Raw genomic sequence first — 22,502 nt, 5'->3', positions numbered from 1 at the left:
TCACACATCTATACCAAAGATGTCGAACTTGCAGAAAGCGCAAGATTTTGAGTAGGAACTACAGGAGTCCTTCTGTGTGTCTATCCGTGTTCAGCTCGCACGTCGTTGAAAAACGATAAAGATAGTGAGGTATGAGTTCCAACATTAGCCAATACTGGCTGAGCTTGTCAAGCAACTTGTCAAGCTTGAGTTTTTCGAGCTTTAAATACCGCAGATTGATTGCTATCAGTCATTTCTAACTCAATACGGCGATTCTGGCTTCTTCCCTCTTCGCTATCATTACTGGCAATGTAATCGAATCGTGCTTTGCTAAGCATCCGAATTTTAGACGCATGAACGCCTCGCTTAATCAAAAAACTTCTCGCCTCAATAACTCGATTAAGGGCAGCGGCCTCACTTTCAAAGTTGTCTCCACGCCCCCGCAGTATAATTCGCTTCGATTTATTAGACTTCCAATGACTGACAATTTGCAGTAAAGCAGCTTCATTATCTTCTGCAATCTGAGTTTCATTTGCCCCAAAGTTGACTTTCACAACACCCGCCTCACTAGACGTAAAATTTGCATCCATTACAGAAGTTGAAGTGCTTGAGGCTTTCGCCAGCGCGGGCAAAATCCCACCTTGATCATTTGCAGCCTGTACAGGCACTTTACGAAACCCCACGGCTTTCGCTTTTTCATATGCAACCATTGCCTTGGCTAGCCCTTTAGATGGCCCTGAACTCGCCACCTGAACATCAGCCGGTTTGTTTGCTTGGCTCATGATCATTTCTGCATCAATGGTCCCTCCCCCAATTGACCTCCCCTCATAGTGAAAAACTTCTGATCGCCCCCCCTCACCAGCCAAGATATAGTGGTTTGCAGAGCCTGAAACAACAGCCACATTTCCCACTAATTCAAAAGGCACAGGCTTTGTGCTTTGGCCATCGACAACAAAGATTGCAGGCAAAGAACCTTCCGCAAGGACAAAATGAGTACTGCCATTTTCTTGATAAACTAACTTTGGGGCTGCTCGCTGATCACCAGAAACAACAAAGCTTGAGTCGGCCAGAGCAGCGGCTGATATAACAAGCAAAGCAGAGCAAACAGCGATTTGGCATAGGTTCTTTTGCATCTTCCACAATCCTTATTAGTGGTTTATTAGCCTTTCCAAAATCGGCGGCGGCCAATATCAATATGAATAAATTTACTCCCAGGGTAATAACCAATGCCCCCTGCTTTGAAGTAATTCGCTACATTAAATAAATCAGGGAGAGGGACACGCTCATAACGCAAGTCTGCCGCTGCTCCATAAATATGGAGGCTTTGTTTAGCTGCATTTTCTAGGGAATTATTGGTTTTAACTGTTCGATGACCTGATAGCAAAATACCAGGCTGGCGGCGATAGTATGTAGCAACTGTTTCTTGCATTGCCCACCATAAATTCAATAAGCCAGGCTGCATCAAAATAGTTTGGTTCTGCCGGATATCTCGCATAATCCGACAAATCTTCATGTAGCCATCTTTTTGAATTTGCCCATCAGCCCAAAAAGTTTCTTTTATCTGCTCACCGCTCTCGGGTCGAGTCAACCAAATCGACCGTTCCTGAGTCCAAAACTTTTGTGTTGGTGACGCCTGACTTTGAAGAGGACTAGCGAGCAAAATCACCCCTGCTCCTTGCTGTAGAAATGCTCGCCTATCCATTTTGAACGCCACACGAAAAATATAATTGTCCTCTATTTCTTATGGCTACACATTTATTAAGTCTTCATATTTAATACACAGTTAAGCAACAAGAATTATCTTAAACCAAACAAAAAAAAGCTCGGCAGGTTCTCTTGAACCTATCCAAGCTTAAAATAAGACCGCAAAAAAATAACTTTACCAACTAACTAACTTTAATCGTTCTATTCATTAATTACCAAATAGATAAAGAATTCGAAAACAACAAAGAAACTTTATAGACCTTTGCACTCTTGGCTTTTCCTTCAGCCAAGTGCCCAAGCACATCAACCAACGATCTAGCCTCCTTAACATCTAAACGAACTAAAGGTGAAAGCGTATCCGCAGCAACTTTAAACTTTTCTGAAAGTACCAATACTGATTTAACTCGACGATTAGCCTCATAGCCCTCATTAAGCCACGAAGCTAAATAAATAAAATCAGTTTTTCTCCCTGTAATTAGATGATCACCAAAAACTACATCATCACCATCTTTATCTACTTGTTTAAAAATTTCAAATGTCATTTTATTATTGCCTTTCTCTCAGTAAACGCAAAAAAACAATTAAGACGAAGTACTTTACTTACCCACTATTTGCATAGGCTTTCGCATGCGACACCATCCCGATCACGATCTAATTTAGTTCGTCCACACTTTGTTAAGTACATCTGAGCCTCTGCACATGAGCTCATTTCTTTACAATATTGTTTAACTCCACAGGAGCTTAATAAAGGAGAAGTAGATAGAGTTGAACTTGACAATTTACTACCATGCCGCCATTCCCAAGGTGGAGTAGGCGCAGAATCATTCCAGAGTCCAATGCGTAGGCTCTTGGCTTTTTTTTCAGCTTCACGATAAACCGAATCATGCCCATATTGCGTATAAAACCAAGCCATCCCCCTTTTGATTTGCTCTAAATTAACATCAACACCATTAACAAAAATCGTTCCAATAGTGCGCCCATATTTATCAACACTTTCAGTCTTAATGGTTACTGTTTTCCCATAAACTAAATCAGACAATGACTGTTTCGACTTTTGCCCTTGGGGTTGCTTCGACTCAGGCGCATCGATTTGAGAAAGTCTTATTTTAATTTGTTTTTTGTCTAATGTAACAACCGAAATAGTATCTCCATCCATTACGCCATAAACCTTAGCTTGGATTTCAGACGTTTGGGCATAGGCAGATTTCAACAAGACAAACATTAGCAGCATAATTTTTAGCACACTTAATGATCGCATATTTATATAACTCCTTTGTTTAAACTAAAAAACATTATATTTATTTCAAGTAAATAGACCAACCTGTATCACTTGTACCAAGAGAATCACCATATGCATCCTTACGTCGTTTTCGATAAATATTACGCTGATCTTGGATCAATAAATCATCCGGCTGAGCACATGCCAAAACTAATCCACATTGCAAAAAATGCAATCGATCCGGTTCAGAATTAGAGCTAAATACATACGCTCGCACATCATGAAAAGGACGGTGAGCAACAATAGACAAAAAAGGGTTTTCAAGTAACTTGGCATTAATCAATTGCAGCGTATTTGCATCAAATCGACCACATCGCTTCACTAATTGATCTGTATCTGCAAATTGTTTCGATGCTTTAGCGATTGTTTGAGTTAAATTAACCCGCAACACATCAAATGAAACTTTAGGTACGTCTAACCAACGTGGAATTTTCCCTCTGCACGTATCTTCTATATGTGAAGATAAACCTAATAACACTTCTCCCATAGTTTGAGAAAACTCAGCGACTTGCTCATGAGTTCCAATATACAGCGGCAAATCTGGATACGATCGCATGCCCTTCGGTGGCCAATGTGCATTACGCCATTTCCGAAATATCCCCTCCGGGCTTAAAGACGAGGTTTTTATATTTTCCATTTTGCAGTTTAGGCTATTTGCTTAAATCAAATAAGATGAAATAAATCATATCTGACCTTGTAAATGAAACAAGCTAAAAACAGCCAAACAACGCTGATTTCGATAATTTAATTATTCAGGGCTGCGCTCTAACTTCTCACGAACAAAGACACGCTCACTGGTGAACAATCACAGGCATATATCCATGCTTTAGCCGACGAGCACACTCTTTTCTCATGGCAGTAACCTGTTCCTGAACGGACTCCACAACAACAAGGCATCGAGGCTTATTTGCAGACACATGCCCAATTCGTCCATTTCTGATCGTGAGCTCTAGCATGCCAAAGAGATCCGCAGGTAAGCACTCAATAATATAAAAACGGAATCTGTTTCTCGAAGGATCAATGCTGTGCCACTCGATACATCGGGCGCTCTGCAGTTGATCCAAAAGCTGCTGATGCTCTTCACTTAGCTTCTTTGCCATTCCCACGCTCCTATAAAAGAAAACGCCAATAACTCCCAACAATAATATTTGTATGTTACACACTAAAATTTTATGTAAAATCAATATAGTTGCGTGTATCTTATGTCTACTAAAAAATATTGAAAATTATAGGGAAAGTGCCAAATGAATATCTTGATCGGGAATTTAAAAGGAGGCGTTGGGACAACCACTCATGCGACAAACATTGCGGTGAAACGGGCAAGCATTGGGCGTTCAGTTTTTTTAATAGATACATCGACGCTACTTAATGCAGACATGTGGTGCACCGCACGATCAGAGAAGCACCCTGGTAAGGCAGAGATTGTAGGGGGGCCAAAATTTGGGACTGGAGTGAGTGGCCATATACAGCAGCTAGCACGGCATTACGATGATGTAGTAATCGATGCAGGCGGCTCTGAGACAGAGGAGTTTCGCCTAGCCCTAACACAGTGCCAATTGCTACTGGTTCCTTTCCGCTCCAGCCAGTTTGATCTCTGGGTGGTCAAGCGCATGGCCACGCTGCTTGAGGAAGCACAAAAGATCAATCCACTATTAAAGGCTCGCGCCTTCCTTAACTTAGTGAGCACTAATCCCAGTAGCCGCGATATCGACGAAGCTCGTGACCTATTTTCATCCGTAAACCTGCAACTGCCGCTGCTCACTTCAAAAATAGGTGATCGCATTGCTTTTCGTCGTGCATCTGCTGAGGGACTAGGGATCACTGAGTACAAAGGGAAGGATAACAAAGCGCTAACAGAGTTTGAGGGATTCTATGCAGAGGCATTCCCGTCATGAACACCGGCAAAGAAATTATTGAATTAGGCCCAGAAACTAAAGCGTCTTCTGAGGAAAATATCCCTGTCTGCCTACAACTCATTCAGCAGCTGGTGAGCGATGCTGCCGATCAAGCAGTAGTTCAAACTCAAATCCAAACCGATTATGATTTTTTTGCTCAGTTAAGCCACAAAAATTTCACTAAAACACTGCCGCTGCGCGTCACACCAAGGCAGCAAGCTATGTTGGATTTTCATCTCGGAAAAAAAGTAGGGATTGCCGATCGCACTGCATTGTTCAGAATGCTACTTGACGCATATTTAAGACAAGCTTTCAAAAAAATACACGGAATTGACGCAGATGAGCTTCTCCCAAAAGATTCTATTGACAATTCACAAGCACTTTAACTAAGGTTGTGGCTCATACCCTATCATTATCGCTTTATGACGTGCGAGCTGGCCACGGATAGACACACAGCAAGGACTCCCTATAGTCCCTACTCAAAATCTTGCGCTTTCTGCAAGTTCGACATCTTTGGTACAGATGTGTGATTTCAACCTGATTCTTGCAGCTTTACCTCGGCACTCCCTTCTACCCATGTAAGACCATCCCCACGCATTTTTAATGCACTTGGATGGCTTTGGCACGTCCTGTTTTGCTTAAGACCGCCTGCGACCACGAAATCCACTCTCATCGCACATTGCGCATTAAACATCACCCGGATTGCACTAATCTCCTGGCGATTTTTTTGCGTGTCGTCATGAGAGCATCAGCCAGTCTGCCGAGAACCTTGTTCTCGCTGCCTAGCCATCAATTCCAGTGCCCGCGTCACGTGAGCACTGGAAACCAGACCTACGCATTTAGGTGTTTTTTTAACCCAAGCGGGAATGTATCCCCGCTTGGGGATACTCCGCGTTTAATAGGAGTAATTTAATGGAAAACAATCGGAATTTGCCACATAGCACTCATATTTCCAGCTTTGAATTTTGGCGCGGCGATGTTGTCAACCAAATTGAAGAAATCGGAGCAATGGACAACAGCGATGCAGATGGTATAACCATGATGAATAAAAGCAAGCTTGAGGAATTGCATCAGCAAGGAGTCACCCCTGAAGTTGTTGCTCGGCAACTACTTGGCTTACCTACTGAGTTAAACCCGGAACAACATCACTGAGACAAGAAAAAAAGACTTGAAGTCTAATTATTCCTTGTAAAACAACCAAAACCGCTGATTTGGAGAAATCCATCAGCGGTTTTTCTTTGTCCGTTGGCTTTCATGCTCATGGCTCGTCAAACGAATGTGTTGATACATTATTCCTGAAGATTTGATTGGAGCAGGGGTATCTTAAAATATGCGCCTCGCAATAGAAACAAAACAGCCAGTTCATAGTAAAGAACTGGCTCTAGTCATAATGCTCCAGAATTACTGATTCTGGTTCAGTAGCTTTGCTACTTCGGAGATGCCAGCATCCAGAGCGTCAAGCAACATGCGCCGTGGTTTGCAATCGTCGTAGCCACGCTCAATGATGATGCGGGCTTTTAACAGGACCTCCAGACGCTCAGCATCCGTTTGGCAGACGGGTGATCTCTGCGGGCCATAGTACACGCTGTAGACCGCATCAGGATGCTCATGCTTATGCTCCCGAATCACCCATTCATCCAACTTGGAATGGGCGCGTGTCAACTTCGTACCGACCCGATACATGAAACCGCCACTGAGCGCTTGCATTAGGGGGCTGAGCTGCTGATGTAGCTCAAACGGCATTGCTTTCTTAGGGCGCCATTCAGAAGGAATGCCAGCAGTACCGCCATATGGCACGGCACCTTTGTACTCTCGCCAAGATGGCCCGGGGCGAGGGCGACGTGGCCTCGCATCAGCCTGGCGATTCGGACTAATAAAATAGTCGTTGTATGGAGCAGTCTCATGTGGCCATGATTCCGGAACGGGAACGGGAGCAACGCTCGCCAAGATCGTTGAGATACGCTGCAACAGTTCGGCGTTATCACCAATCAGACGTGGCAAACACTCGCCCGGAAAGTAGATGCCCTGCCAGTCAGGTGCTTTTTCGAGCAAGTTATTGTACTCAAGCCAGCCTTGTCGCTCCCCAGCGACGTTACGCAGGGCTGGGGCATACGGTTCATCGAGCACCAGGCCGAAGCCGGTAAGCGGATCGAACCATTGCGATTGATGATCGCGCCCAGGTATGTTGGTAATTAGGCTGAGTCGATCACGTTGCTTCTGAGTAGTAACCGGCTGCAAGCCAGTGGCCTCAATGAAGCGCAGGCCGCGTGCAGCGGTTAACAGCAAATCTCTGGCCGCATCCTGCCCTATGACATCTAAGCGGTGTTCCAGGTGATCGTTATATTCCATGCGGAAACCATGCAGACCCCGACAATAGGCGACACGATGTTTGGCAACAATTTCCGGAAGGGGCCGGTTGAGGTCGATGCGCCACATCTCACGGCCTGCACGCAGTTCACCTGGGTCGCGACGTGGCATGTGCCAGTGTACAGTCAGATATACAGGAAAAAGTGGTCGTTTGACCTGTCTTCGAGCATGCACAAAGTTCTCATAGCCAGCCTGTCGGCTGGCCACATCGAGAGCAATGGTATGGGAGATTTTCTGCTCGCAGCTGATTTTTTTGGCGAGCTGCTTTATGCCGTCAAGAGTAGACGGTCGAATGCTGGCGATATTCATACGTTCAATCCTATCGGCCTAGTCCGCAGTGTTACCGTCGCCACCGCTATAGGCCGGGATAGAAGTATCGGCCAAAATACGTTACAAACACTGCTCTAGGAGCTTCGGAAGACGGTATCGGGCTTGTGTCAAGCGCAAGCAGAAATTAGCAGCTTCATCGGGCGGAGTCAACTGCCGCAGGCAGGACGAAAAACGCCTATGCAAAGGCAGTATTTGTAACTTTCAGATACAACCAAAGGTATAAAGACCAGTTTACATCGTGATTCTTAGACAGCATATGAGGCGCTGGCCAAGATAGCCAATGAGGTGGCGGCACAACAACAAACGTGGCCCTTTCTTCTAATGCAAGAAGTAGGCATAAAAGAATCATACGCAGTAAATTTTAGTCATTGATTGCTAAATAAGCACTACTTGACAGCCCACATCGGCTCAAGCTAATGTAATGACTCATGCCCTATCTTTATCGCTTTATACGACGTGCGAGCTGGCCACGGATAGACACACAGCAAGGACTCCCTGTAGTCCCTATTCAAAATCTTGTGCTTTATGCAAGTTCGACATCTTTGGTACAGATGTGTGATTTCACCGTGATCCTTGCCGCTTTACCTCGGCACTCCCCTCTACCCAAGTAAGACCATCCCCCACGCATTTTTAATGCACTTGGATGGCTTTGGCACGTCCTGTTTCGCTTAAGACCGCCTGCGGCCACGAAACCCACTCTCATCGCACATTGCGCATTAAACAACACCTGGATTGCACTAATCTCCCGGTGATTTTTTTTGCGTGTCGTCATGAGAGCATCTGCCAGGCTGCTGAGAACCTTGTTCTCGCAGTCTGGCCATCAATTCCAGCGTCCGCTTCATGCGTGCACTGAAAACCTGCCGCTATGCATTTAGAGGCATTCAAAAGGCCTTGTAGCCCCAACCAAAGGTGACTTCATGAACCCTGATCAAAAGAAACAACTCCTTTTAGGTTTATTAAAATGGGCATCAGTATTTTTACTACCATTTATATGGCCGTTATTAAGAGGAAAATATAAACTAGGATTTATTTTACTAATAGCATCTTCTTTTGGATTTTTGGTAATAGCGGCCACATCATTTTTCGGCATTTATTACGCATTTTTTTATAAAGAAACACGCTCAATTAATGGTACAAATCATCGAGATAATTATGATGATAATATAAATATTTCTAGGAATTCAAAACGTAAAACCGTTAATTCTTAGCAATTAAACTCGCAACCTACTTCGGTAGGTTGCACCCCTATGTTAACCAACAACATAGGCGTGCAACCTACCAACCAGGAGTAGACAATATGAACACATGCGAGGCAACAACACTACAAAAGAAGACAAAGGCAACAATTAGTAATGCCAAAGACTTTAATGCGTGGTGTAAAAAATTTGGCATTTTTGATGCTGCAACCCAAGCCCGTGATGCAGGTGTAGATGTGCTAACTTGCTTGAACTGGCTAAAAAGTACTCATTAAAAACGATCCAGTGTTGTTCCCTAACAATAATGAAACAACACTGGATTTTCCTAAGTAAGGCAATAAACTTTATTTAGGAAAATTAATTCTTCCTTTGCCCAATTGGGGACGCGACCTGAACGTCGGAAGAAACGCAGTAGGAGCTTTTTTGCTCAGTCATATCCAGTTTTATAATTACCTTCATCACTTCAATCCCAACGGGAACATCCTCCCGTTTCGGGCTGATGTTCTCTCTTAACTATTCAAGAGGAAACATCGTGATTTCTATTTATTTCCCTCCCGTTTTTATAAACATCTTATCCAATTTTGGTCTTGCTTATTGACCTATTAATTTTTTATTAAATATTAGGAGAAGCAAATGGGTAACGATAGTTCAATAGAAATGTATAAAGAACGGATAAAAAATACCATATCCCTAGCCAACGGACATTGGTTATTTATCCTTGATCGCTTGGGCATTGATAAAAAATATTTGTCTGGTTCTAATACAGCTTGCCCTGTGTGCAAAGGAACAGATCGTTTTCAATTTCATGATAGAAATGAGAATGGGGATTGGTTTTGTCGTAAAGCAGGCGGCCACAGTCAAAGTGGTAACGGCTTTAATTTACTCATGGAATCATATGGCTGGAGCTTTCATGAAGCACTGGTTGAAGTCGAAAAAACAATTCAATGCAATAGTTACCGCACTGAATTGAAAAGATCCATTTCTTATTCAACTCAATTAAAAGAGAAACAAGATGCAGCTGAAAAGATCCAGAAGATCCTAAAGTCCTCTTTTCCGTTTGAGAAAAATGATCCAGTAGGCCGGTACTTAAAAGCGCGAGGCTATGAAGGGGTTGCAGATAAGTGCGACTTTCTTTTCCATCCTTCTTTGGCTTATTGGGAAAAGCAAGGCTCCCAGTTTGTTAAGTTGGGCACCTATCCAGCAATGATCGCCAAAGTAGTCAACACCCAAGGCGAAATCATAAGTCTCCATAGATTATGGCTCACACCCGAAGGAAAAAAAGCCCCAGTCCCATGCCAAAAAAAATCAATGCCTCCGATCGGTGGTTCAATGAAAGGCTGCTCAATACAGCTTTTTAAACCCGATAGTGGTCCCTTAGTTCTTGCGACGGGCATTGAAACATCGCTAGGTGCAGCAGCATTAACACAGCGGCCAGCATGGGCAACCATGTCTGACGCAATGCTGGGATCCGTCATCCTCCCAAGTCATACCACCGAAGTATGGGTATTTGGTGATAGCGACTTCCCCTGCACAAATAGTAATAACCCAGGAAAAGATGCGGCCATAAAAGCTGCTCAAACTTATCGTGACCAAGGTAAAAAAGTTCGTTTATTTTTACCGCAAACACCAGGTTTAGATTTCGATGACGTTTGGCAAACAGGGCAATATAGCCAGCAAAACAAAATTGCTGCGTAACTATTGCCAAGAATTGATTTCACACCTCCTTTATTCTCAACTCAATATGCTCTTACATAGAGGTAATAAATGAACAATCAGCCCAACCAAAGTCTCTCACAACGCCAACAGAGCCCACAGAGCCCACAGAAAAGTCATGATCATATGAGCTTAATGAGTTATCTCGAGGAAGAGCGTCAACGAGAGCTACACAAAATTTACAGTAAACGCCCGGATAAACGTTAAGAGCAGATTAATGACTCAAGCAATAACAATTTATCTTTCATCACGTCCTTTATTCCCTGTTGAGGGAATAAAGGACGGATTTGGCGAAATTAGAATTGGATCTGTTTCTGGTTGGGATTTTTCTCGCCCACTCACTAAAAATGAAATTGCAAAAATTGAGTATCCTGAAATAGTTTCAGTGGATATGAAAATTACACCATAATCATTTTTGACTAATTAATATTTCATCTTCCCAACAGGGCATATTTGCCTGTTGGTGAATATGCCCTCTTCCATCAAGAGGTCAACATAACACCTAAGACAATAAAAACCCTCGACAGCACAAAGCTGATCGAGGGTTTTTTATGATATAAAAGATACTTTTATGAAGTAATTGCTTCAAATGCTTCATTCATATTTGCATTTGCGCTAATAGCCATCCCACGAATTGTAATCATCTTTTTACAAAAATCTTTTTCATTTTCATCGGTACTGGCTCGTAACTTTGCGCGATAATCTGTCGTATCATTTACGATTTCATTTAATGTTTTTCCAGTTGATCCAACACGCTGGAAAGCGGGGTTTTCATAGACAACACCACGGGATGGAGTCTGAAATGATTTAGTAACGAATTTATAACTTAATATTGTTTCAAACTCAGCGTCTGTATCGCTATCTATTTCCACACGATTAAATAATACGCGAATTTTTTTAGCAGGAACGCCCAGCTTATTCAGTAACCTGATTGTTTCGATGGTGTCTTTTTGCTGTTTATCTTCTGAAACTGTCGGCAGAATAAAAAGGTCAAACTCACTATGCGAGTCAACGTTCTGAGCCATTAACTGCAAGAAAAGCTCAACATTAGAAGAGCCCACATCAACAACAGCAGAATCAAGTCCTAATAGCTCTTCATGCAAAACATTAAATTGCCTGCCCCGTAACTGCTCAACTTCAATACTGTCAATTTGATCTGATGAATTAATGCTTTCAACTGAGAAATATTGAGCATTAGGCATACGAGGCATAAACATGTGCTGTGCCAGTGTTGATTTACCTACATTGCCACTGTAATTCAAAATGCATAACTTGATATCTTTTTTCATAAACAAATCCTTTATTTAGTTTTTTTACTTTGACGAAATTTTTTAATCATTTCGTCGTGATTAATTGGTTCTGGTGCAAACTCATAAGGCATGACTACATTGACATTGCTAGGAACAACCTCCCCCCCTTGCTTAATCTCAACACCGGGTTGGGCTGACGCATTAGATACAACTGTCTCTGCCACATGCGCCACGCTTGGGAGAACTGTCACCCCCCTACTCTCATGCCATGCTCGGGCAGCCTCTGCAATGGCTACCGGGGCACGCTTTAAATGCCGACACCGAGAGAGATAAGTTGTAAACGTTCTCGCTGAAAAAAGAGGTATTTCTTCACGGATAAACTCAAGTACTACTTTTGATGACTCCCCCGCCAGCAATCGCTTTTCAATAACAGGGTACATACTCTTGAACTTAGAGTACTGATCCTCCATTCCCGATTTGCCAACCCCAAAATTTGTGGATTTCACACAAGTACTCCATTTTTATTACTACGTATTTGATACGTAGAATCATACTACACGTATTTTTTTCTGGCGCAAGTTTCCTAAAAATACTACGTATTTACTACGTATATATATTTAGAAAGGTATATGAGGCCAATCTACAGATGCAAAAGTTATGTCTTTATGGTTTAGAAAGATGGCAGTACCGCCCAAGCTCATGACTGCTTTACTGAAGACGCTGCGGCCACTGACAAATCAGAGCATGACCAAACTGGTCCGTATGCGTCCGGCGTGAGCACCTGGTCAATAGCGTCGATTTGGATTAGCCACACTGCGGCAGTAATTCATTAATCCTGCTATTGGGCCAAGGTAAGCAGTTTTTCCAAGATAGCCTTGAGCCATTGAGCTTGGCGGTGGCCAACAAACTTTGGATCGCAGCAGCTGCGTTTACCTGCACGTTCGCTACCGGCAAATAACCAATTCTTGTTGCCACTCGCAATGGGTCTAATGGCGTTCTCGATGGGACTGTTGTCAATCGGCAGATCACCCATTTCTATATAATGAATCAGTGCTGGCCAACGGCGTAGCGTGTAGTCGATAGCTTTGGCCAAGCAACCACCATTGGCAATTTTCGGATACAATTTCAGCAGCCGGTCGTGCAAAAATTGCAGTTCGGACTGATTGTTTAGGGCGCAACTTTGCGCGCGTTGGTCTGCGGTTTGATCTTTGGCCTGTTATTCGATAGCGTACAGGCGTGCAATGTGTTGCAAGGCTTCTGCCGCCACCGGATTGTCGCGTACAATCGTTGCCAATCCACACCAATAATCAACCAATCCCATTGTTCCTTTGGCATCGTATAGGTTAATTCACAGGGGTATTAGCCAATGAAATCGCCCGGCATATAAACTCCGCTGACATAGCCAGACGCCATTGGCATCCCAGATCAACAACTTTAGCCGTGAATAACTTCGATTGGCAAAACCACAGGCGGCGAGCGGCCGAGTGTCTGCTGCACCAGTAATGACAGGCGTTCGATAATCCAGCTCATATTGACAGGGGTAACGAGCAAAAAGATTTACTCGGGCTGGATCATTGCAACCAGCCCTATAGCCACTGGCCACATGCTGCAGCACAGTTCATTAGCCATTCGATTTGAATGTGAGTTTTGCCTTTCTGGATCTGGGTGCGAATCGGCAATGCGAATTCCGCAGGTTCCATCAGACAGTAAGATAGCTCTCGTTCATCTCTGGATGAACTTCAAATCTTTCAGTTCCAAAGTAGATCAACCCTATCTCCCTCGGAAGAGCATTCAGTCTCTCAATCGCTCTGTTGATCCGAGCACATTGCTCGGCATTGACATAGAAGCGATGGTTGTCCAACCAGTTTCGAGAGTCGTGATAGTTCTCTAGTGTAGCAGCTTCCAACCCTGTGACATGCTGCTCGATCCGAGTGCGACTAATCAATCGTCTGAGTCTAGGAATAATATCAATCGTGCGATCATCCGACACGACAATGGCTAACCTTCGATGATTGTCCGTCTGCACGTAGCGGACGCCAGAGTTGTATCGCGATCCACGTGAAGGAGTGCATTGATCGGTCGCTTCCCCGTCGAGAATGATCCCGATAGCGTGGCACAAACCAGAAGGATCGAGCAGTATGGTGCCATCGATTCCGCTGACACTCCGGAGCAACGATTCAGAGAGTAAGGTTGGCACGATACTGGTTCCTTGCTTTCTGAGCCGGTGTGCTTCGCTGGCCGCGTCTTCCGCGACGACAATCATACTGCCGTGTTCCTGGCGAACTTGGGCCAGAAGCAGGTTCCACAGCCGCAATCCATTTTCCTGTGACGTCTGAGGAAACAGTCGAACATAGTTTGCGAGGAAGGCCGCCTTATCGAAGGGTTCCTGCGGAAGTTTTGGCACTGCATAGTGACAGCGAAGCAGCACTTGATTACCACAGCACAACTCCCAGTGATAGTGATCAATGAAGGCTACAGTGAACGCATCTTGTGCGCTGGAGTCATGCGAATCCTTAAGTTGCCCAAGTCCGTAGATACTACGACTATCTGCGATGATTCCAACACCTGTCGTCGCCATCTGTAGCACTTTCCGAACCCATCGCGGCGCACGAAAAGTCACTGGCTCAGCAAACTTAACCATGAAATCGATGGCATCGTTCTCAGGATCGACGAGTATGAGATGGCCTACGCCTTTCGCACCCTCGTACATGAGAGAGGAGACGAGGTTTAGTACATCAAAAAGATCAGTATGGGTGTACCGTTGTTCGATCGATAGCCCCGGCGTATGCATAAAGTCCTTCGCTGCAATGCGAACGACTTCCTCTGCGCTTCTCATGCTGCGATGAGTAAAGCGCCCCGGATCTGGATTTTGTAGCTCCTCGGTTGCCTCACAAAGAGCTGCAGCCATTGCCGCGTGGATCAGGCTTCGATATCCCTTTCCAAACTGTCCCTTCTTGATAGGCTTGGAATGCAATGGAGGAAACTGCAAGAAGATAGCACTGGGAATTTGCACGACCGGGACGACATAGTAATCACCAATCTTCCTCGTTTCGCCACAGAACGATGTCACATCGTTCTCAGAATCGAAAGATCTGAGAGCCTTGCCAACCGACGTGCGCACTGAATCTCGGCGTATCCACTCCGGCTTGTCGCGCATACTTGGCCCGTCGCTGTAAAAAATGTTTTGCGAGTCGTGGTTGCGATAAGTAGATTCGACCGAATCGAGCAAACCATCAAAGAGTGAAAGATGCCACTTCCCATTTTCCGGCTCTACACACACCGGATTCGGGTTCATGCTATTGGGGCTACGTGCTCCGACAATAAGCACCTCAGCCTCCGCTGGAGCTCCCAATACCTCAAGGACATCTCGAGCCAGTGATCGAATTTGTATTCGGTAGCTCTCTTGGTATTCCCACATAAAAAGGTTGATGACGCGACCGACCATTCGTATCTCCACTTGTTCGCCGACCGGATTATCCTTGCAGCGGATGATTGTTTATGGTGCGGCTCACCATACTCTCCAGAGCATTCTTCGCCTGATTATCATGGACTACTTACTTATTTCAAAAGTGTTCAGCCACTATATCGTCAATGTTTTATTGCAAAAGGCGGGAATCGATATCGGAAGCCATTAATTTTTCCTTGTCCAGTTCATCGTACCGAAAGTCATCCGGCTATAGCCATTGAAGTATTCACCTTTCGCCGACTTAAGATCCTTGGCGATAGTCATAACGGAGCAGCCCATGTGCGATGCCAAGCCTGTGGCTCCGGCCTTGGGGTCATTCCGATAGTGATAGAGAAGCACGAATCCGTCGATGCTGTCGTGGGCGACAGCAGCTGAGATGCTGCTGGAGCCTGACGTCTTGGTGACAAGGCGAATGCGTAACTTGTCCCACGACTGGACGATTGTGACTTCGGCTTGCCAGTCGTACCTCATAGAACCGTCGCTTTCGAACGTCTTTCCAACACAGTCCCAAGTACCGGAGATGTCGGGGACCTTCAGCGCCAGACCTATGCCAGGCCACTTCCATGCCCACTTATTCAGCACCCAGTAGAGTAAGCCGAAAACTGCCCCGGCTCCCACCAGAGATAGCATGGTCGGCGGCACATTAACATTCCAGCCAAACTTCTTTGCAAGATCAACGGCGGACAGTAACGCGAATACTAATGCGCCAGAGATGGCGCTTGCTGCAAAGCTCAGGAGCCGACCGACATTAGCCCGATTTGCTCCTCCCATTACTGAATATTCGTGTTCTTGTGGGGCGACCATGAGTTTGGATTCGAATGATGTGGTTATTGATTGACATAAATGGGGAGGGCTTTGTATAAGTCAATAGTTACTTTGTGAATAATTGTGAATTCCAACGCTTGATCCACATTTCAAGCGGAAAGATGCGCCCAGTAAAGGGAGGTCAGAAATTTTGTGTAAAGCAACCACTGGAGCCTCTGTTAAAGCCGCAAGAGTGGGCAACAAAATAGTTTTAAAATAAACAATAAAGTCGTAGAAATTGACAATGCAGTTATAAACTAATTCCGCCGATTTATTGAAGTTGTTGGGTCAAGATAATGAATCTCACAACAAAATAATTTTAAGATCACAAGCAGAATCAATGGGATACGTTTCAAATCAAGCTTGATATACATCGTTTTGATGTACACCAAAACAGTGTATATCAGCAACTGCTACATTGATTAGTTCAGAACTATTTTGTTCAACCACAGCAAGGATGACGCTCAGCATGGATAGCTTAGCGACCGCTTCCGAATGCTTATCTACCATTAATGAAGAGGCTCACCGAGTGTCGGAAATGGGCAGGGAGTTGCCTCTCAAGTCCACAGGGTAAATGCGAAAGCGCGGGTGGTGACATCCGATAAGAACGGGTGGATAAATTGATAAGAATCTGCACACATAGTCTATTTATTCGTATTGCCTAGATTTACACCTTACAATGCATGCCTATTTTCAGCATCACAGAGTTTTTATGGAATTTGAACTATCGAATCTTCCAAGTTCTGATCAATACAGCGAGCAGGAGTACTTTACTTTAGTAGCTAAGGCGTTTATCAAAGCCGCACCGATACCAATGCCATCTAGTGCATTGGCAGGCGTGATCAAAACATTTAAAGATAAGCACGCCAACAAAGATACCTTGTATGCTTTTTTGCAAAAAATGTACGTACAAGTGGAATCAATGAATGATCAACTGGAAAGCCTCGGCAGCGAACCGGGGGAGATGCTTCAGTTAAAAATGGAAGATGGCACTCTAAGATTAGAAAAATCCACGGCCAAGCTGGATCTCTCGAGCATCCGTCCAATAGACGGCAGGCACGAAGAAATGAACATGACGGCTGATTTAATTTGCGAAACATTGCAAGCGCAAGACAACGGCCTTTCACCCACACTACTAACAACTGCTGGTTTAGCAGGAGTTCAGAGTTTTGCTAAAGAAGCAGGCCTCACAAAAACAGCTTTTATAGCCTTACTACACAGTCATGCAGTCATATTGGCAGAAGCTGAAGATGGAACTAAACCGTTACATTGAGCATAGACACCGGCAGATAATCACTTAAGTAGATCAACCTGGCCGCCTATTGACGTTAAAAAAATGCAGTAGGCTGCTAGGTATTGCAAACTAGATATGCGCATTTTGCGGTGATAAATTTAGAGCTTGTCTTTTCGGGGATTAGAGCGCTTTGATTGATGGCCGAGTTTTGGGTAATACCATTGACGCATTTTCCTAATTCAATTTTACAACTCTGTGATTACTTCCAGCGAAATACCATGCGCAAGCAATTTGCGTTTGGCTGTCAATAACAGTGCTTGAAGAACAAGCACAAAAAATAAAGTACACAACATCCCTAAAACCCATAAATAGAAAGCAAAATTTGGGGATAATAGCTGCACAATAAAATCAGGCAGACCAAAACCAGTAATATTAATAGTTTCATCTGAAGCACTAAAACAAAGAGGCCACTTAAATTTTAGTGGCCTCTTTTATTTTTAGAATATATTCAAACTAAATAAATGCTTGCTGTAACTCACTGGGTCGGTGGTGTTGAATAAGATCTATTTGTTTATCATTTTTTAAAATTTGGTTTAACTACATTATCAGCTGTTATATCTACACCGAATTGATTGCTAAGATACACTCCGAGACCTTGAACTGTTGCCCGATATTTTTCAGCTTTCCAACCAACAGTTCTGCCAGCAGACGTCCAATTCCACTGGGGCTTACTATCTTGAATTAATGGATGAAGTCCCACTAATTTGCTTTTCCCATCTTCTTGTTTAAGCCCATATGAGCCATCTGCTCGTTGAGTAAGCGAACCTTGCTCGCTCAGCAATGGTGTTCCTGCTGAAATAAGGTCACTTTTAATATTAACAGCTTTTACTATCAATTTATCCAAAGCTTGATATGCAGCGATATCATTAGCTGGTGCAACATCGGCTAATAAACTTGGATTCCAATCAAGCCAGTAATAAATATTATTTACCATTTCGAGTTCCATGCCATATTTTTTTCTGAGCTTATTTTCTGCTTCTGCTGTTGTCAAACCTTCAATATTAACTAGGTTTTTGAACTCAATTCGTTGTTGCATTCTGAAATTAATTTTCTCTTCTAAAGAGGCTCCCACCCTCCAATGTGTTGGCGTTTTCCCCTCATCTCCTGAAGAAAAAACCCCATCTTCCATGTCGGACCGTACCGAATCAATTACAGCTAGCTTATATCTTCCAGCGACCGCATTTGGGTCAATACTTAATAATTGCGCCACATCACCTGTCGCTTGCAATAATGCCTTTTGCTGACCATTCATAAAACTCTCTGATATAACTAAACTATCTCTTAGCGTATTTATTGTTTTACGATCATGCGCATTAATTGACTCAAGACGCACAATATAACTCTGCAATTCTTTGTTTTTCTCAGCAAGCTCCAAAAACATTAAATGAGTTGATTCTACTTCTGCTTGAAGTGCGTCTTTTGTACTGTTGGCCAATCTAAGCTTCGACAGAGCAAGCTCGGCATCTAGCTGAGATTCTTGCAAAGCTCGATCACTCATTCCCTGCTTAATTGCCTCAAACATACTCATCCTCACTTCGTTTTTTTGATTAGATTAGTTTTAACTAAATTGGTTTAAACCTCAAGCCATTACATTGCAAAAATTCAAAGAAAACCAAGTAAGTTTTTAATTTGCATCTCATTTGAATTTTTACTCCGACTTCATTAAGAGTACGTCATTCATTCGCCACAATCAATACCGCTCGGTAATGATTGCCAAAAATACCACACCATGCCGATAGAATATTTTTTGCTTCGTATTAAATCCATGGCACAATCACAATATTCAGTACCGAGCGGTAACATAATGAGCAATATTACGTCCCTCAAAGATGTGGGTAAAATTCTACGAGCCAAAAGGAATGAGATGGGCCTGAGCCAACAAGCGTTGGCTATTCAGGCTAATGTAGGCAATCGAATTATTGGCGAAATTGAGGCTGGAAAGCCTACTTGCCAATTTGATAAAGTCGCACATGTCATGCAACAGGTTGGGCTTCAATTGCGCGTTGTAACGACCAATCAAGGGTAAGTGCTCGTTTATTTCATACTTTCTAAAACTTCAGCAATCTTTCCTTTGCAAATTGGTTCGTTTTTTAAGCCGAGTTTAACTGTTCAGCATCTTTCTCGCCATCTTTGGCTCTTGTTACTTAAGCCATATACGGACAGCAATATAAGTAAAAGCCACACTCAGAAGAAATATAAAAAATCCTAGAATACTTATTCCAGTTTTCGATGCCATAACGAAGCTACACAGAAAAAACCCGAAACCAAAAAGAAAAACGACGCAACTTAAATAGCCTCAATACAATGGTAGAAAACATTATTATCTTCCCTATTTTGCCTTCGGCGGCTTCAAGCTCAGTGTCTACCCATGCACAGGTAAGATATACAGAGAATATTTTTCGCCATACAAACCGATACTTTACTATTTCGTTCGTTCCGATAACTGCTAGGATGCCAAGGTAGGCGATGGACAGTTCAACCGAGATTCCAGGAACCGTCCCGGTATTGGTAGTTGTTGTTTAGAATACCCGCCAGCCATGCCTGCACTGTTGCTGATTTTAGTAGTCCGAAGTGGACTAGCTGCTCGCCTTCGGTATTCAGCATTGCTACTGGCAGATTTGGTGGCATGCCGGTGCCAATACCCTGAGGTGGCATCACGTTGTCGAATTCACGAGTTATAAGCTGCCGCGAGGTGGCCTTTCCCAAGGTGATGAACGTCTCCTGGCGAACTAACCAATAGCACTCAACTGATGAATCCTTATAGCGGTCCTGACGGAGAGTAAAGTCACGAAGGTGCTGATAGGAGCGTTGCAGTTCGATCGCAATAGTGCGGCCGCCGACCGAGAAGAGAACATCGGCCTTCCACTTGTCACCGTTCGATGATTGACCCTGTACTTCATCACTACCCTCAATACCAAGTTCGTTTAAGGCGGCCAGCACGGCTGTTTTGCCAGACCGATGCCATATCGTCTCGGGTGCGGTAGCGCACTCATCCGATAAATGGGCAAAAAAAGGTAGTCCATTGATGCTTGTCTTAAGGACTGCCGGAGCCTTGCAACAAGGCATTACAAAATCACCGAGCTGTGCAGCTTGCTTCAATATCTCCCAGTCGACACTTAAATATGTAGCTGCATTTACAGGTAGTCCGTCTCTGGTCCAAGCACTCTGTGTCATGGTTTTTTTCCTATCAGTAGCCTCACGCTACATGTAGCGTAAAACTATCGTTTCCTTGTAAAACTAAATACAGGCAGATTCAACTCGTTCGATTGCACGGCTCAAATAATTCACTAATGCTGAATGAGCTTCAGTCAACTGAGCGCGAGCCCGTTGAGCTTCGCGAGGATCATCAGAGCGAATTGCTAAGGAACGCAATTCACTAATGTCATTTAATAGTTGTTTCAACTCAGCGGTTACTTCAATTGAAGCCAGTTTTTCTTGGATCTCTGACGTGGTTGTTTCTGCAGCTAAACGATCAAGGGCTGCAGCGTGGTTTGTTTGAAAAGCATCAATCATAAATTTTCTTTCCTCTTTTCCGTGGGTTATTTTTTTCCTGCCAAAAGCAAATCCTCAAGCGTTCCCGGCTTGGGGTGGCGTACCTTGTTTGGCGTAACAAGAAAAACTTGCTCTTGCACCCCATAACAAGTACCAGCCAAAACACCAGTAAAATCGGGTTTAACCGTTTCCTCCGCGAGCGTCTTTCCCGCGCACGTTAGCGTGATCTTGCGTTTTGTCGAAGAAACGTACTCGACATCAACAAACGCACGTTGGACATTGCCGTTTTCAGATGAAGCATGGACAAGGCTGCGTACATCACGGGCTACCCAATCTGCCCCACCATGCCGGACCTTGATTTGCAGAACCTTGCCATGCCACGGTTCCAAACCCGCGGCTTGTGCTCCTGACGCAATCAACAGAACTGCAAGAGCAATCATTTTTGAAGTCAATGTTTTTTTTCTGTCAAATACTCGGAGCTGAAACGTAATCAGCGTGTCTTTCTCACTCATCGCGACTTATCCGAATTAGTTGTTTATCGAGCGTAACGCCCGTAGTTTTTTTACTGCATTCGCTTTTTGGTTGCGGATCGAATGAGCAATATCATTTTCAAACTATCGGCAAAGTCCATTATGGTTTAGTCCGACATTCCGTTTATCCTTTCAGCTTTTCTGAATTAGTTATTGGGCATCAAGCGGCCTTTCTTTGTCCTACAACGCTGACAACTCTGCCGCAGATTTTTCAGCTAATCGCTGCATCAGTTCCAATGCCATGTTTAATACTTTGTCGTGCTCACCGGCATGGTAAGCTCGACGAAGTTCAGCAGGTCCTGATGTTTCATAGACCTCCAGCTTTTTTAATAAATCCGCACCAATTTGAGCTTCTTCGCGAGTCATGGCGTCCTTTCCTTAGTGGCACCAGTCTTCCAAATTTAGCGCTGGAACGCGGCTAAATTCTCGGACATTATTAGTAACCAATACACACCGACTAGCGATAGTGTGGCCTGCAATGGCTGTGTCGTTTTCGCCAATCGGTGTACCTGCAGCTATGAGCTGTCGTTTTATTTCCACCGTGGCATCCACAGCTGCCATATCCCAAGGCAAGATACCGTCAATTCGGCGAATGAATTCATCGACCAGCACGGTATGCTTGGGTGACGCCTTTTTGCCAATCTGGCCGTAGCGCATTTCTGCATAGGTGATCGCAGAAATGACGATCCGATTTTGCTGGGCTACTTCGTTTGCCAGTCGGCGTAAAACGGATTCAGGGCGCTCACGCATAATGAATGAACAAATGCAGGTATCAAGCATGTACGTAATCACAGAACAAACCTGCCTTCGTCAGCAATGATCGGTGTGCGGTCTTGCAAGAAATCATCATCTGCTTTGGGTAAATCAGCAAATGATTCCCAGCTAGGGCGCACTGGCCGGAGCGTAGTAATATCCCCTAGCCTGACAATTTCCAATTCGGAAACCCCGTCATACTCCATGTCTTTAGGAAAACGAACCGCTTGATTCGTGCCATTTTTGAATACTGAAACTGTTCGCATAAAGCCCCCTGCTTAATTTAACATATGTTCAACATATGCAAGTTACGCCTTTTTATAGGCATATGCAAGCCCTATGTTTTGATAGGTCACTTTGCTTTCGTATGTCTCTGCCATCGTTCCGTGCAAACTCTATTTAGCTTCTATTCAGTGACGGCACGCCAAAATTAGGCAAAAAGAAAGCCGC

Annotated in this window: 27 protein-coding genes and 1 pseudogene; 8 read left to right on the top strand and 20 right to left on the bottom strand. The window is 44.0% G+C overall.

The features are described from left to right. Window positions 1-179 precede the first annotated feature (179 nt). From DYD62_RS05395 to DYD62_RS24370, 6 genes are all read right to left on the bottom strand, one after another. Complete coding sequence (locus DYD62_RS05395) at window positions 180-1,112, bottom strand: OmpA family protein (RefSeq protein WP_115226407.1); 933 nt, start codon at window positions 1,110-1,112, stop codon at window positions 180-182. Window positions 1,113-1,138: 26 nt separating this feature from the next. Further along, on the bottom strand, window positions 1,139-1,645 hold the full coding sequence (locus DYD62_RS05390; RefSeq protein ID WP_165928723.1) for a YcbK family protein: 507 nt from the start codon (window positions 1,643-1,645) through the stop codon (window positions 1,139-1,141). A 250-nt stretch (window positions 1,646-1,895) separates the two neighbouring features. Beyond that, window positions 1,896-2,225: a hypothetical protein gene (locus DYD62_RS05385; RefSeq protein WP_115226405.1), complete on the bottom strand. Its 330-nt coding sequence runs from the start codon at window positions 2,223-2,225 to the stop codon at window positions 1,896-1,898. 65 nt (window positions 2,226-2,290) lie between these two features. Next, window positions 2,291-2,941: a thermonuclease family protein gene (locus DYD62_RS05380; RefSeq protein ID WP_115226404.1), complete on the bottom strand. Its 651-nt coding sequence runs from the start codon at window positions 2,939-2,941 to the stop codon at window positions 2,291-2,293. A 40-nt stretch (window positions 2,942-2,981) separates the two neighbouring features. Then, the gene (locus tag DYD62_RS05375; protein ID WP_132038690.1) at window positions 2,982-3,599 is read right to left on the bottom strand and encodes a hypothetical protein; all 618 of its coding nucleotides are present in this window, start codon (window positions 3,597-3,599) and stop codon (window positions 2,982-2,984) included. Window positions 3,600-3,753: 154 nt separating this feature from the next. After that, entirely contained in the window at window positions 3,754-4,062 is a 309-nt protein-coding gene (locus tag DYD62_RS24370; protein ID WP_115226402.1) for a WGR domain-containing protein, read from the bottom strand. 144 nt (window positions 4,063-4,206) lie between these two features. Between DYD62_RS24370 and DYD62_RS05365 the strand changes: the two genes are divergently transcribed. From DYD62_RS05365 to DYD62_RS05355, 3 genes are all read left to right on the top strand, one after another. Beyond that, window positions 4,207-4,857 carry a nucleotide-binding protein gene (locus tag DYD62_RS05365; protein ID WP_115226401.1) on the top strand — a complete coding sequence of 217 codons (651 nt, stop codon included), beginning with the start codon at window positions 4,207-4,209 and terminating at the stop codon, window positions 4,855-4,857. Beyond that, window positions 4,854-5,243 (top strand): hypothetical protein, encoded by a 390-nt coding sequence (locus tag DYD62_RS05360; RefSeq protein WP_115226400.1) that lies wholly within the window; start codon window positions 4,854-4,856, stop codon window positions 5,241-5,243. The genes DYD62_RS05365 and DYD62_RS05360 overlap by 4 nt, the downstream gene beginning before the upstream one ends. A gap of 526 nt (window positions 5,244-5,769) precedes the next feature. Continuing rightward, a complete protein-coding gene (locus tag DYD62_RS05355) occupies window positions 5,770-6,009 on the top strand; it encodes a hypothetical protein (RefSeq protein ID WP_115226399.1) in 240 nt (79 codons plus the stop codon). A 249-nt stretch (window positions 6,010-6,258) separates the two neighbouring features. Here the strand turns inward: DYD62_RS05355 and DYD62_RS05350 are convergent, their stop codons facing one another. Then, the gene (locus DYD62_RS05350) at window positions 6,259-7,533 is read right to left on the bottom strand and encodes a DUF5623 domain-containing protein (protein WP_115226398.1); all 1,275 of its coding nucleotides are present in this window, start codon (window positions 7,531-7,533) and stop codon (window positions 6,259-6,261) included. 938 nt (window positions 7,534-8,471) lie between these two features. On the opposite strand from DYD62_RS05350, the gene DYD62_RS05345 reads away from it, so the two are divergent. The 3 genes from DYD62_RS05345 (at window position 8,472) to DYD62_RS23405 (ending at window position 10,872) form a co-directional block, all read left to right on the top strand. Then, on the top strand, window positions 8,472-8,762 hold the full coding sequence (locus tag DYD62_RS05345) for a hypothetical protein (protein WP_115226397.1): 291 nt from the start codon (window positions 8,472-8,474) through the stop codon (window positions 8,760-8,762). A gap of 621 nt (window positions 8,763-9,383) precedes the next feature. Then, window positions 9,384-10,445 carry a DUF7146 domain-containing protein gene (locus DYD62_RS05340; RefSeq protein ID WP_115226396.1) on the top strand — a complete coding sequence of 354 codons (1,062 nt, stop codon included), beginning with the start codon at window positions 9,384-9,386 and terminating at the stop codon, window positions 10,443-10,445. 235 nt (window positions 10,446-10,680) lie between these two features. After that, entirely contained in the window at window positions 10,681-10,872 is a 192-nt protein-coding gene (locus DYD62_RS23405; protein ID WP_132038689.1) for a hypothetical protein, read from the top strand. Window positions 10,873-11,032: 160 nt separating this feature from the next. On the opposite strand, the gene stbB is transcribed toward DYD62_RS23405, so the two are convergent. From stbB to DYD62_RS05310, 6 genes and pseudogenes are all read right to left on the bottom strand, one after another. Continuing rightward, entirely contained in the window at window positions 11,033-11,752 is a 720-nt protein-coding gene (gene stbB, locus DYD62_RS05335; protein WP_115226395.1) for a StbB family protein, read from the bottom strand. Between the two features lie 11 nt (window positions 11,753-11,763). After that, window positions 11,764-12,219 (bottom strand): hypothetical protein, encoded by a 456-nt coding sequence (locus tag DYD62_RS05330; protein ID WP_115226394.1) that lies wholly within the window; start codon window positions 12,217-12,219, stop codon window positions 11,764-11,766. Between the two features lie 332 nt (window positions 12,220-12,551). Continuing rightward, window positions 12,552-12,905: pseudogene (locus DYD62_RS05325) on the bottom strand (IS66 family transposase); the annotation flags it as partial. A 156-nt stretch (window positions 12,906-13,061) separates the two neighbouring features. After that, on the bottom strand, window positions 13,062-13,142 hold the full coding sequence (locus tag DYD62_RS24365) for a hypothetical protein (protein ID WP_373280366.1): 81 nt from the start codon (window positions 13,140-13,142) through the stop codon (window positions 13,062-13,064). A 270-nt stretch (window positions 13,143-13,412) separates the two neighbouring features. Next, window positions 13,413-15,158 carry an anti-phage protein gene (locus DYD62_RS05315; RefSeq protein WP_115226392.1) on the bottom strand — a complete coding sequence of 582 codons (1,746 nt, stop codon included), beginning with the start codon at window positions 15,156-15,158 and terminating at the stop codon, window positions 13,413-13,415. A gap of 186 nt (window positions 15,159-15,344) precedes the next feature. Beyond that, entirely contained in the window at window positions 15,345-15,983 is a 639-nt protein-coding gene (locus tag DYD62_RS05310) for a Cap15 family cyclic dinucleotide receptor domain-containing protein (protein ID WP_115226391.1), read from the bottom strand. A 712-nt stretch (window positions 15,984-16,695) separates the two neighbouring features. On the opposite strand from DYD62_RS05310, the gene DYD62_RS05305 reads away from it, so the two are divergent. Beyond that, window positions 16,696-17,256 (top strand): hypothetical protein, encoded by a 561-nt coding sequence (locus tag DYD62_RS05305; protein ID WP_115226390.1) that lies wholly within the window; start codon window positions 16,696-16,698, stop codon window positions 17,254-17,256. A 535-nt stretch (window positions 17,257-17,791) separates the two neighbouring features. Here the strand turns inward: DYD62_RS05305 and DYD62_RS05300 are convergent. After that, window positions 17,792-18,799, bottom strand: a complete 1,008-nt coding sequence (locus DYD62_RS05300; protein ID WP_115226389.1) for a hypothetical protein — start codon at window positions 18,797-18,799, stop codon at window positions 17,792-17,794. 282 nt (window positions 18,800-19,081) lie between these two features. Between DYD62_RS05300 and DYD62_RS05295 the strand changes: the two genes are divergently transcribed. Next, window positions 19,082-19,303 carry a helix-turn-helix domain-containing protein gene (locus tag DYD62_RS05295; protein ID WP_115226388.1) on the top strand — a complete coding sequence of 74 codons (222 nt, stop codon included), beginning with the start codon at window positions 19,082-19,084 and terminating at the stop codon, window positions 19,301-19,303. A 449-nt stretch (window positions 19,304-19,752) separates the two neighbouring features. Here DYD62_RS05295 and DYD62_RS05290 read toward each other — a convergent pair whose 3' ends face one another. The 6 genes from DYD62_RS05290 to vapB form a co-directional block, all read right to left on the bottom strand. After that, window positions 19,753-20,451 carry a competence protein CoiA gene (locus DYD62_RS05290; protein WP_115226387.1) on the bottom strand — a complete coding sequence of 233 codons (699 nt, stop codon included), beginning with the start codon at window positions 20,449-20,451 and terminating at the stop codon, window positions 19,753-19,755. A gap of 63 nt (window positions 20,452-20,514) precedes the next feature. Beyond that, complete coding sequence (locus DYD62_RS05285) at window positions 20,515-20,790, bottom strand: ZW10 interactor (protein ID WP_115226386.1); 276 nt, start codon at window positions 20,788-20,790, stop codon at window positions 20,515-20,517. 26 nt (window positions 20,791-20,816) lie between these two features. Beyond that, window positions 20,817-21,281: a hypothetical protein gene (locus tag DYD62_RS05280; RefSeq protein ID WP_115226385.1), complete on the bottom strand. Its 465-nt coding sequence runs from the start codon at window positions 21,279-21,281 to the stop codon at window positions 20,817-20,819. Between the two features lie 198 nt (window positions 21,282-21,479). Further along, window positions 21,480-21,665 (bottom strand): hypothetical protein, encoded by a 186-nt coding sequence (locus DYD62_RS05275; protein WP_115226384.1) that lies wholly within the window; start codon window positions 21,663-21,665, stop codon window positions 21,480-21,482. A 12-nt stretch (window positions 21,666-21,677) separates the two neighbouring features. Next, window positions 21,678-22,091, bottom strand: a complete 414-nt coding sequence (locus tag DYD62_RS05270; protein ID WP_115226383.1) for a type II toxin-antitoxin system VapC family toxin — start codon at window positions 22,089-22,091, stop codon at window positions 21,678-21,680. After that, window positions 22,088-22,318 carry a type II toxin-antitoxin system VapB family antitoxin gene (gene vapB / locus DYD62_RS05265; protein ID WP_115226382.1) on the bottom strand — a complete coding sequence of 77 codons (231 nt, stop codon included), beginning with the start codon at window positions 22,316-22,318 and terminating at the stop codon, window positions 22,088-22,090. The genes DYD62_RS05270 and vapB overlap by 4 nt, the downstream gene beginning before the upstream one ends. Window positions 22,319-22,502 lie beyond the last annotated feature (184 nt).

Source organism: Iodobacter fluviatilis (genome assembly GCF_900451195.1).
GTDB classification, from domain to species: domain Bacteria; phylum Pseudomonadota; class Gammaproteobacteria; order Burkholderiales; family Chitinibacteraceae; genus Iodobacter; species Iodobacter fluviatilis.
Note: the sequence above shows the minus strand (reverse complement) of the source record. Positions and strands in the feature narration are given on the sequence as shown.

Excerpts from the sequence above, each read along its gene's own strand:
- DYD62_RS05395 (WP_115226407.1), bottom strand. The coding sequence starts at position 1,112 with ATGCAAAAGAACCTATGCCAAATCGCTGTTTGCTCTGCTTTGCTTGTT.
- DYD62_RS05385 (WP_115226405.1), bottom strand. The coding sequence starts at position 2,225 with ATGACATTTGAAATTTTTAAACAAGTAGATAAAGATGGTGATGATGTA.
- DYD62_RS05380 (WP_115226404.1), bottom strand. The coding sequence starts at position 2,941 with ATGCGATCATTAAGTGTGCTAAAAATTATGCTGCTAATGTTTGTCTTG.
- DYD62_RS05375 (WP_132038690.1), bottom strand. The coding sequence starts at position 3,599 with ATGGAAAATATAAAAACCTCGTCTTTAAGCCCGGAGGGGATATTTCGG.
- DYD62_RS24370 (WP_115226402.1), bottom strand. The coding sequence starts at position 4,062 with ATGGCAAAGAAGCTAAGTGAAGAGCATCAGCAGCTTTTGGATCAACTG.
- DYD62_RS05365 (WP_115226401.1), top strand. The coding sequence starts at position 4,207 with ATGAATATCTTGATCGGGAATTTAAAAGGAGGCGTTGGGACAACCACT.
- DYD62_RS05360 (WP_115226400.1), top strand. The coding sequence starts at position 4,854 with ATGAACACCGGCAAAGAAATTATTGAATTAGGCCCAGAAACTAAAGCG.
- DYD62_RS05355 (WP_115226399.1), top strand. The coding sequence starts at position 5,770 with ATGGAAAACAATCGGAATTTGCCACATAGCACTCATATTTCCAGCTTT.
- DYD62_RS05350 (WP_115226398.1), bottom strand. The coding sequence starts at position 7,533 with ATGAATATCGCCAGCATTCGACCGTCTACTCTTGACGGCATAAAGCAG.
- DYD62_RS05345 (WP_115226397.1), top strand. The coding sequence starts at position 8,472 with ATGAACCCTGATCAAAAGAAACAACTCCTTTTAGGTTTATTAAAATGG.
- DYD62_RS05340 (WP_115226396.1), top strand. The coding sequence starts at position 9,384 with ATGGGTAACGATAGTTCAATAGAAATGTATAAAGAACGGATAAAAAAT.
- DYD62_RS23405 (WP_132038689.1), top strand. The coding sequence starts at position 10,681 with ATGACTCAAGCAATAACAATTTATCTTTCATCACGTCCTTTATTCCCT.
- stbB (WP_115226395.1), bottom strand. The coding sequence starts at position 11,752 with ATGAAAAAAGATATCAAGTTATGCATTTTGAATTACAGTGGCAATGTA.
- DYD62_RS05315 (WP_115226392.1), bottom strand. The coding sequence starts at position 15,158 with ATGGTCGGTCGCGTCATCAACCTTTTTATGTGGGAATACCAAGAGAGC.
- DYD62_RS05310 (WP_115226391.1), bottom strand. The coding sequence starts at position 15,983 with ATGGTCGCCCCACAAGAACACGAATATTCAGTAATGGGAGGAGCAAAT.
- DYD62_RS05305 (WP_115226390.1), top strand. The coding sequence starts at position 16,696 with ATGGAATTTGAACTATCGAATCTTCCAAGTTCTGATCAATACAGCGAG.
- DYD62_RS05300 (WP_115226389.1), bottom strand. The coding sequence starts at position 18,799 with ATGTTTGAGGCAATTAAGCAGGGAATGAGTGATCGAGCTTTGCAAGAA.
- DYD62_RS05295 (WP_115226388.1), top strand. The coding sequence starts at position 19,082 with ATGAGCAATATTACGTCCCTCAAAGATGTGGGTAAAATTCTACGAGCC.
- DYD62_RS05290 (WP_115226387.1), bottom strand. The coding sequence starts at position 20,451 with ATGACACAGAGTGCTTGGACCAGAGACGGACTACCTGTAAATGCAGCT.
- DYD62_RS05285 (WP_115226386.1), bottom strand. The coding sequence starts at position 20,790 with ATGATTGATGCTTTTCAAACAAACCACGCTGCAGCCCTTGATCGTTTA.
- DYD62_RS05280 (WP_115226385.1), bottom strand. The coding sequence starts at position 21,281 with ATGAGTGAGAAAGACACGCTGATTACGTTTCAGCTCCGAGTATTTGAC.
- DYD62_RS05275 (WP_115226384.1), bottom strand. The coding sequence starts at position 21,665 with ATGACTCGCGAAGAAGCTCAAATTGGTGCGGATTTATTAAAAAAGCTG.
- vapB (WP_115226382.1), bottom strand. The coding sequence starts at position 22,318 with ATGCGAACAGTTTCAGTATTCAAAAATGGCACGAATCAAGCGGTTCGT.